Raw genomic sequence first — 7734 nt, forward strand, 5'->3', positions numbered from 1 at the left:
AGGCTCATGGCTCCCTCCAATCGTCGAACACCCATCACCTTCACCGCAGCGCCCACGACCGACCTCCCTCCTGAGAACCAATTGCCTCCCTCGCTCGGGGGCCATGAACGCGTGGCGCTCGCCTCCCTCATGCCGCCCGCACGTGAGACCGCAACCGCATCTGGGTGCCGGCATTGCTCTGACCCGACATGACTCTTCATCGTCCGTATGGCTGAGGTGCCCGCTCCGGAGGACCCCCACAGAGCTGCCCCTCTGACCATGCCACCGGATGATTACACACGGTACGGTTTCGCTGTCGGCATGAGTTGATCGGCATCCGTCGCCCTTCGTTTGGTCGGTCTTACGAGCCCGATTAGGCGCAGCCATGGCGAACGCGCGTAAGGCGGGTGCGTTATCCGATGGAGGTCCATGGTCGTGCGGCTCAGCCTTCGTCCGCTGCGGTACGTGATGGTTGTTGTAGTCATGGCCGGCCTGGCATCGGACGCGACGCGGGATGCCGTCAGGCCCAACGGCGCCGCTTCCGACACCGGTGCGGCCGCCTCGGCCGCTCCACTGCCAGCGGGCCGGCTGGTCCGCGACTGGGAGATCCTGTCCGGTTCTAGGTGGCCTGCGGGCTACGATCCGGCATCAAAGGTGATCTTGTTCTACACAGTAGCTCTGCCAAACGAAATGGTGCATCAGATGCAGACCGCCGTCGACGCGCGAACGGGCTCGCAACGGTGGCAGCTTGAAGGTCCGGGTACTTGGCTGACCGAGGACGGCGAATACACACCGCTCATCACCATCGATGGAATGGCCTTCCTTCGGGAGCACGATTCATTCAGCGACGACGGTGTGCTGACCGCTGTGCGGATCCGTGACGGCCGCACGCTTTGGACCACCGCGGATTTGAGCGAGGCGTTGGCCGTCGGTGGAGATCTGATCGGCATTGTTGACGGCACGGTTCGGGCGATGGCCGTCGCCACCGGCGTCGCCCGCTGGAACCGTCCGCTGCCGGACGACTGCGACGGCCCGCAACTGACCCGGTCGATGACGGTCGTCCTGGCACTGCGGTGCGGTGACAGCCTGTATGGACTGCAACACACGGACGGCGCCGTGGTGTGGTCGTGGACCGCACCGGACACATGTGTGATCGAAAACTTCGCCGGGAGCAACGCAATCGCGGCTGTCGTAGCGACTTGCCCCGACGACCGGGCGACGGTGCACCTCCTCGACCCGCGATCGGGAACGCGTACCGGCACTGCGGCGACGGAGTGGCGGCCAGCCGAGGCCGACCCAGGCGACCCCGGCCGCGGGGCGCCCCGCGCCCAGGTCGATGGCGACGCCGTGCTCGTCGTCGACGACGGCGGCCTGTCGTTGGTCGACCGTGCAGGGCGGCAGGTGTGGGCAATGCCCGACATGAGGTGCCACGGCACACCGTGTCTGCTACGCACGACGGCAACGGCGGTCGTGTCGGCCCTTCCTCGCCAGGGCAGCGATGGCATTGGTCGGCTAATCGGCATAGATCCACGCACTGGTCAGGTTCGCTGGACGCAGCAGGCTCGTAACCATGAGATGACGCTCGACGACGGTTTGTTGTATCTGCTTGAGGATCTTCCTGAGCCGTTCTGGTCGAAGCACGTGCGGGTCGTCCAGCCGACAACTGGCGAGTTGCATGAGGCAGTAGTGCCCATTGACAACGGGACGCAGCTATTGGCGGTCGATGCCGGCCTGCTCTATCTCAGCTACACGTCGTACACAACCACCGACTTCGAGCGAGCGGTGTCGGCCTATCGATTCGATGGTGGCCGGAAAGGTCTACTCGGCGGGGCAGACGCGGAGCGTTGGCCAGAGCCATGCCAACTGTTGACCACAGCGGACCTACGGCAGGTGCGGCCGAACGCTGAGTACTCGTCGCCGCATCCGGGCCGCTTGGCCGTGGGCGCTTTAGCCACGGCGGTCACGACCATGTGTACATGGCTTCCCCAGCGAGCCAGCGACACGAAGGTAACCGCGTCCGTGGTGTGGACGAGCCCGGACGCTGCCGAAGCAAAGGCGTACGCCGAGCAGTATGTCGGTTTCAGTCACCGTCGGACTCTCGACGGCGTGGCGGACATGGCCGCCGTGCGCGACGCCACTGTGGTCGGCCTTGGCCCGACAGACCTGCGCGTCGTCCTAGTGGTAGGCGGATGCGTGGTCGAGCTCAGCACTCCCGGTGACGATCGACTCAGTACCGAGCTCGCACGGACGGTAGCCCGCCGCCTCGCCGAGACGGCGACCTCCGGCAAATGTCGCAACGCATGACAGGAGGTGAGTTCTGTGGCCGATAGCGAACCCTCCCCGACGAGGCAGAAGCGTTCAAAGGTGCGACCAGGGCGGCCCGCTGATACCGATGCCGCAACAGCGCCGCCGGCCGCAGCGGATGAGCACCGACGTGCGGCGGTTCGGCACCGGCTTACGCGCCGTCGAGGCCTCGCCATTAGCGGCGCGGTGGGCACCGTTCTCCTAACTTTCGTCGCAGCTCTGGCCACAGGCTTAGGCGAAGAGGCAGTGCAAAGATTTTTCGGGAACGACCGGCCCCCAGGCTCGGCGTCCTCGCCGGCCGGGGCCGCCGCACCCGGGCACGGGTACACCGTGGGGATCGCCAACTCCTACAAGCCGGGGCAGTCGTTTGCCCTTCCCGAACCGCTGACCGACGGCTCGCGCGCCGCACCGCTGCTGCTAGGTTTCGCCGATTTCACGCGGGGCATGACCGATTTCCTGCGCGAGCAGCACGGCGCCGCCCAGTCCGATCTCAGCGTGACTATGACGTTTACCGGCACCAGCGAACGACCGACCAGAATTGCCGGGCTGCGCGTGGCTACGGTGCAGCGCCTCGCGCCCATGGACGGCACCGTGATCCGCACCTACTCCGGCAGTGACCACCCACCAATCAACGTCGTAGTCGACCTTGATGGTCCCATGCCCGACGTCGCGCAGTCCGGCCGGCCATATTTCAACGACCATCAGACCGATGTCACCTCGAGCGACCGAGAGCCCTTCCGGGTCACATTCACTGGGCAGCGCCACTCGTACCAGTGGGTCATGGCGGTTGACGCTATCGGCCCCGACGGCAACCTCCTGACGTCGTACTTCGGCACCACCGGCCAGCTTGTTGACCGACCCGAGCGGGTGCCTCAGTCAGAGGCGTTCCGACTCACCGGCCCAGCACCCTCGTACAAGGTTGAATATTCCAACGCGGGTAGTGGCTCGGCGTTCCACCTGGTCCGACCGTGACGGGCGCGAGTCGTACACGTCGCAGCGCGATGGTGGTGCTCATCCTCGTGATGGCGAGCTGCACCGCACCACCCCAGCGGCCGTCCGACTCTCCTGCGCCGCCCTTCGACACCTCGCGTCTGCGACAGCTCGGAATCTGCATCAGCGAGTGCGCCGTCACCGGTGAGATCCCATTCGAGCATCCGACGTGGAAGCACACTTGGCTGCTCACCGTCCACGGCCGGGAGGCCCGCACGGACGAGGGCACCACCAAGCCGAGGCTCGAAAGCCAGCTGCTCGCGGTCAGCGCTGACGGCACGGTGCGCTGGCGCTGGACTGGCGGTGCGTGGGAAATCCTGGAGCCAGCGACACCAAGCAGCGACCGCACCGGTCATCTGTTCGTCCGCTACAACCCGGGCCGGCTCGATGGCTGCTCGTGCTTGACTTCGCCCGGGACGGTTTCGACGGTTTCGGCTCGCGGCCGTCGCCGTCGCAGCTGCCAATCTCCCGCTTCTACAGCGCCTCCCTGGTCGACGACGCTCGCGACGGGACCTATGACATCCGTGCCGAGTTCAACAACTGCGAGCCGGACTGCGCCAGCGGCCCGCACCGCTACGAGCTATTCCGCTGGGACGGCCACGACTACCGCCCGGCTTGATCGTCGCCTTGAACTGCTCCGGTCCTCGTGCCGGCTGCTGCCGCGCAACGGCACGGTCCGTCGACTGCTTCGGTTTTCCCAGCCATACCCTCGCGATCCAGCCTTAGCGGCCGATGGTCGCGCTGGCGCATCGGCTTGACGGTCGCGCCTACACCGGCCTCGACCACGGGCGACCAAGGGCTAATTCATACGCCCGAAAATACGACGGTGCACGACCGGATGGTTGATCTTGGCTGCGGTAAGCACGCTACCGTGTTCGGGCCTGGCAACCTTTTGAACGGGGATCAAATTCAAATCTATGCGGGTCGTCGCCCTCGTAGCGTGTTCTGCACTGTCGCTCGCCGCCTGTGGTGAGGCGGACAAGATGGAGCAGGCGTCCTCGGCGGGTGGGACGAATAGCACCTCAGTCACCTCAGTGCCTGCCGTAGGAGAAGCCAGTTGGTCGATTCTGGAAACTGGCATCGGCCAGCGATACATTTATGTGTCACTCATCGCCGTCGTTCAAAACACTTCCGATAAGGTCGGTCAGACCGCCTCGGTTCAGTTCAACGTCAAGGACGCTAGCGGTGAGCTGCTCGCGAGCGAGTCGCAGGTCGAGTATTTTTCCGCGGGTCGGGCAAACGTCCCCCGTACAGACACAGACGGAGTTGCCTAGGGGAAAGAAGGCGGCCAACGTCGAGGCCACTCTGCTCGTTGAGGACGAGGGAGCCTTCTCCGCAGAGCCGATCCCTGAGATCGGGACAGGCCCGATCAAGGTGTCAAAGTCCGAGTATGGAGATGGGTACACAGCGAAGTTTGAGGTCATGAACCAGATGGCGGCGCCTCTCAAGAGTCCGAGGGTGGACGTTGTCTGCTACGACAACGCCAAGAAGATCATCGGTGGTGCCTTCGCCTTCCCTGATTTGATTCCGCCGTCGGACAAGGCCGTGACCGAGGTAGACCTGCTGGTTGCTACCAAGCCCACGTCCTGTGTCGCGTACGCCTCGCCCAGTGCCTTAATGGACTGACGACAGCGGTGAACTGGGTGGCCCCCGAATCAACCGTCGAGGACGGGGCCACCGGCGAACACCTCGAAGCAGGTTCGTCGAGCTGCGGTCAGCTCTTGCTGAGCATCGACTGTCTTTGTCGGCATCCGAGAGGTTGTCAACTCGTCGACCGGCGGCGACGGCGGCCGGTGCGTACGCGGGCTCAGCGGCAAGTTGTTGCGGAGATGCCACCGCTGTAGCTACAAGTGGCGCAACTGGTAAGTGGAGCCGCTGACCCGGAGGAAGCCGGCGTCGGTGGCCCAGTTGAAGACTCGGTTGAGGCGCGCCCAGGTTGAAGATCGAGTCAGAAAACCATGGGAGTAGCGTCCCGGCGGGGCATCCGATCATTCAGGGCGGGAACTCGTGCAGCGATGGCAGCCGCTCCAGGCTCGACCGGCCGCTCGCCGTGTATGGGTGCGCTTCACCCAGCATCCGAATGTAGTCGGCCAGCACGTCCGTTAGCACGCTTCTCGCCCGACGGCGCTGGCCTCGTACCGCAGAGGCCATTCCCCGGTTGCGGCGCGCGTTCAGCGACGCGGTGTGGTCGGCGCCCAATATCCGCTCCCGGTCCTGCACCACTCGCTCGAACAGTCGCAGTGCCCGCCGGTCCTGGCTTGCGCGCCGGCAACGCACGGGCGAGGAAGAGTCGCAACCGGATCGAGCTGGGGTTGTCCCGCGGAAGAGCCGCCTCGGCCTGTTCAACGAGGCTGCGCAACAACGCAATCGCATCGCCGTGGCGGCCTGCGGCCGAGTAGGCGGCCGCCCGGTACTGCGGCCACCACATGACCTGCGTTCCAGCGGCCTCGGCGTGGTGCAGGGCTTCGTTGATCTCGTGAAGCATCGCTGCCTCCGCCGCACGGCCCCGTCCGGACATAGGCTCGAGCGAGTTCGCCGCGGGCATCGATGGTCGACTCATGCTCGGGTCCGTACACGCGGATGTTCTCGCGGAGGTTTCTTCGAAGATCGGCACCCGCGTCGCCGTTCCGTCCCATTGAGCGCATCGTGCTGGCGATGTTAATGCGCGCGGCCATGGTCGAGCGCGTATCCGGGCCGCAGATGCGCCGGCTCTCCTGCATGTTGTAGCGGTGGATTTCCAGGGCGCGCGGGGCCATTGGTGCGAGGGCGTCAGCACGACGGCGTCCGCGTCGGTTTGTTCCAGCTCCTCGACGAGAATGCCGTCCGGCCCGACCGGGACGCCGATCACCTCCAGGCCGGCGGCAGCCGCGACGGGGCGGACGTCGTCGTCCGCGGATGGGTCCTCGACGGCCAGCCGGCGGGCGCCGCGCGCCGCCAGCACCTGGAGCAGCAACGCGACGCCCTGGCCATAGCCACTGCAGATCACGACGTTCTCCCGGCGGGCCAACGTGCCGCGGGCCCGGTTGAGGTAATCGGCGAGGACCACATCCTCGAACAACTCGACCCATGGCTCGCCCGAGCCTTCTCGCCCAGCCGACTCACCGCAACTGTCCACGCCATGGCCGAAGCGCAACACGACGACGCCGACCACCAGGCGATCAAGGCGGCACGGAAACCATCGCCACCTGCACCACCCGGCTGAACCGCTACCGCTCCGCCCTCGACAGCGGCGCCGACCCCACCGTCGTCAGCCGATGGATCGCCGACGTCCAAGCAGAACAGGTCACCGCCGAGGCCAAGCTGCGCCGCCTCAACGGACGCCAGACAATGAGCCCCGACGAGATCCGCCACATCGTGGAAACCCCTGGGAAACATCACGCCGTGCTCCGCGACGCCAACCCCGCCGACAAGGGCCTGATTTACCGCGAATTGGGGCTGAACCTGACCTACCGGCCGACAGCCCGCACGGTATCGGCTCAGGCGAACCCAAGTGGATCATGTACTAAATTGTGTCCGAGGGGGGACTTGAACCCCCACGCCCTATACGGGCACTAGCACCTCAAGCTAGCGCGTCTGCCATTCCGCCACCCGGACTTGCTCGTTCAGCCTACCTCGCCGACCTGGATGATTTTGACACCCGACGGTCGGCCCAGCGGGCCGCACGGGGAGTTACTGTACACGCCACTCGTGGATCATGCACATCGCCATCCGACCCCTCCATCGAGGCGCTCCCACCGCTGCTCAGACCGCCTCGCGAGGGGTCACCGACGCACCACCGAAGGCGTGTCCGGGTAGCGTCCGGCACCCGTCTGACGGCAGCATTGCCACGTGCCCCATCCCTCTCCTCTGGCTGCCGCCCAGCACCGGGCCCTCGCCCTGCGCGCTGCTGGCGACCTCAGCGCCGCCAAGCAGCTGCTCACGGAGGCCGTCGGATCCGCCCGCCCGTCGTACGGCGAGGACCACCCCGAGGTCCTGCACACGGCGCATCTGCTGGCCCGGCTGCACCGGGAGGCGGACGACCCGCTCGCCGCCCGCCGACTGCTGGAGGAGGCCTTCGCCGCGGGCGAGCGGCGCTGGGAGCACTCCGATCCCGCGATGCTCGCGCTCGCCTTCGAACTCGCGGAGGTCGCCGAGGAGCTGGGCAACCGCCACGAGGCCCGCCGCAACTACACCCGCGTCGCCACCGCCGGACCCGCCGTGCTCGGGGAGCACCACCCGGCGGTACGCGCCGCACGCCACTACCTCGGCGAAGCCGCTCCCGCGCCGGCCGAGCGGCGCCCGGCGCCGCCGGCGCCCCGGCTCGCCCCGGATGACCGCTCCCCCGGTCCCGTTCCGGCGGACGATGCCGGGACACGCGCCGCGCTGTCCGGTCCGACGCTCTCCCTGGCGACCCTGGCCGCGATGCGCCCGTCGGCGGGCAGCCGTACGGCCGGGCGTACGGGTGGTCAGGAGACGGTCGGC

7 protein-coding genes and 1 tRNA gene are annotated in these 7734 nt (G+C 66.7%); 6 read left to right on the top strand and 2 right to left on the bottom strand.

Annotated features, from left to right (window positions below; translation table 11 throughout):
* Positions 1 to 408 precede the first annotated feature (408 nt).
* From EAD89_RS04255 to EAD89_RS04270, 4 genes are all read left to right on the top strand, one after another.
* On the top strand, positions 409 to 2283 hold the full coding sequence (locus tag EAD89_RS04255) for a PQQ-binding-like beta-propeller repeat protein (protein ID WP_121674814.1): 1875 nt from the start codon (positions 409 to 411) through the stop codon (positions 2281 to 2283).
* Between the two features lie 330 nt (positions 2284 to 2613).
* Positions 2614 to 3255, top strand: a complete 642-nt coding sequence (locus EAD89_RS04260) for a hypothetical protein (protein WP_121674815.1) — start codon at positions 2614 to 2616, stop codon at positions 3253 to 3255.
* 415 nt (positions 3256 to 3670) lie between these two features.
* Entirely contained in the window at positions 3671 to 3892 is a 222-nt protein-coding gene (locus EAD89_RS04265) for a hypothetical protein (protein WP_121674816.1), read from the top strand.
* A 647-nt stretch (positions 3893 to 4539) separates the two neighbouring features.
* On the top strand, positions 4540 to 4899 hold the full coding sequence (locus EAD89_RS04270; RefSeq protein ID WP_147458754.1) for a hypothetical protein: 360 nt from the start codon (positions 4540 to 4542) through the stop codon (positions 4897 to 4899).
* A gap of 366 nt (positions 4900 to 5265) precedes the next feature.
* On the opposite strand, the gene EAD89_RS31325 is transcribed toward EAD89_RS04270, so the two are convergent.
* Positions 5266 to 5646, bottom strand: coding sequence for a tetratricopeptide repeat protein (locus EAD89_RS31325; protein ID WP_121674818.1), 381 nt, complete (start codon positions 5644 to 5646; stop codon positions 5266 to 5268).
* Between the two features lie 385 nt (positions 5647 to 6031).
* Here EAD89_RS31325 and EAD89_RS31330 point away from each other — a divergent pair, with 385 nt between their 5' ends.
* Positions 6032 to 6475, top strand: coding sequence for a hypothetical protein (locus EAD89_RS31330; protein WP_368666337.1), 444 nt, complete (start codon positions 6032 to 6034; stop codon positions 6473 to 6475).
* A gap of 308 nt (positions 6476 to 6783) precedes the next feature.
* Here the strand turns inward: EAD89_RS31330 and EAD89_RS04285 are convergent.
* Positions 6784 to 6867, bottom strand: a tRNA-Leu gene (locus tag EAD89_RS04285).
* Between the two features lie 234 nt (positions 6868 to 7101).
* On the opposite strand from EAD89_RS04285, the gene EAD89_RS04290 reads away from it, so the two are divergent.
* Positions 7102 to 7734, top strand: a 633-nt coding sequence (locus tag EAD89_RS04290; RefSeq protein WP_199733412.1) for a tetratricopeptide repeat protein, incomplete at its 3' end; no start/stop codon positions are given.

The sequence above is a fragment of the Micromonospora sp. BL4 genome (genome assembly GCF_003667505.1).
GTDB lineage: Bacteria > Actinomycetota > Actinomycetes > Mycobacteriales > Micromonosporaceae > Micromonospora.

Coding starts and splice junctions, on each gene's coding strand:
- EAD89_RS04255 (WP_121674814.1), top strand. CDS start 409: ATGGTCGTGCGGCTCAGCCTTCGTCCGCTGCGGTACGTGATGGTTGTT.
- EAD89_RS31325 (WP_121674818.1), bottom strand. CDS start 5,646: ATGCGATTGCGTTGTTGCGCAGCCTCGTTGAACAGGCCGAGGCGGCTC.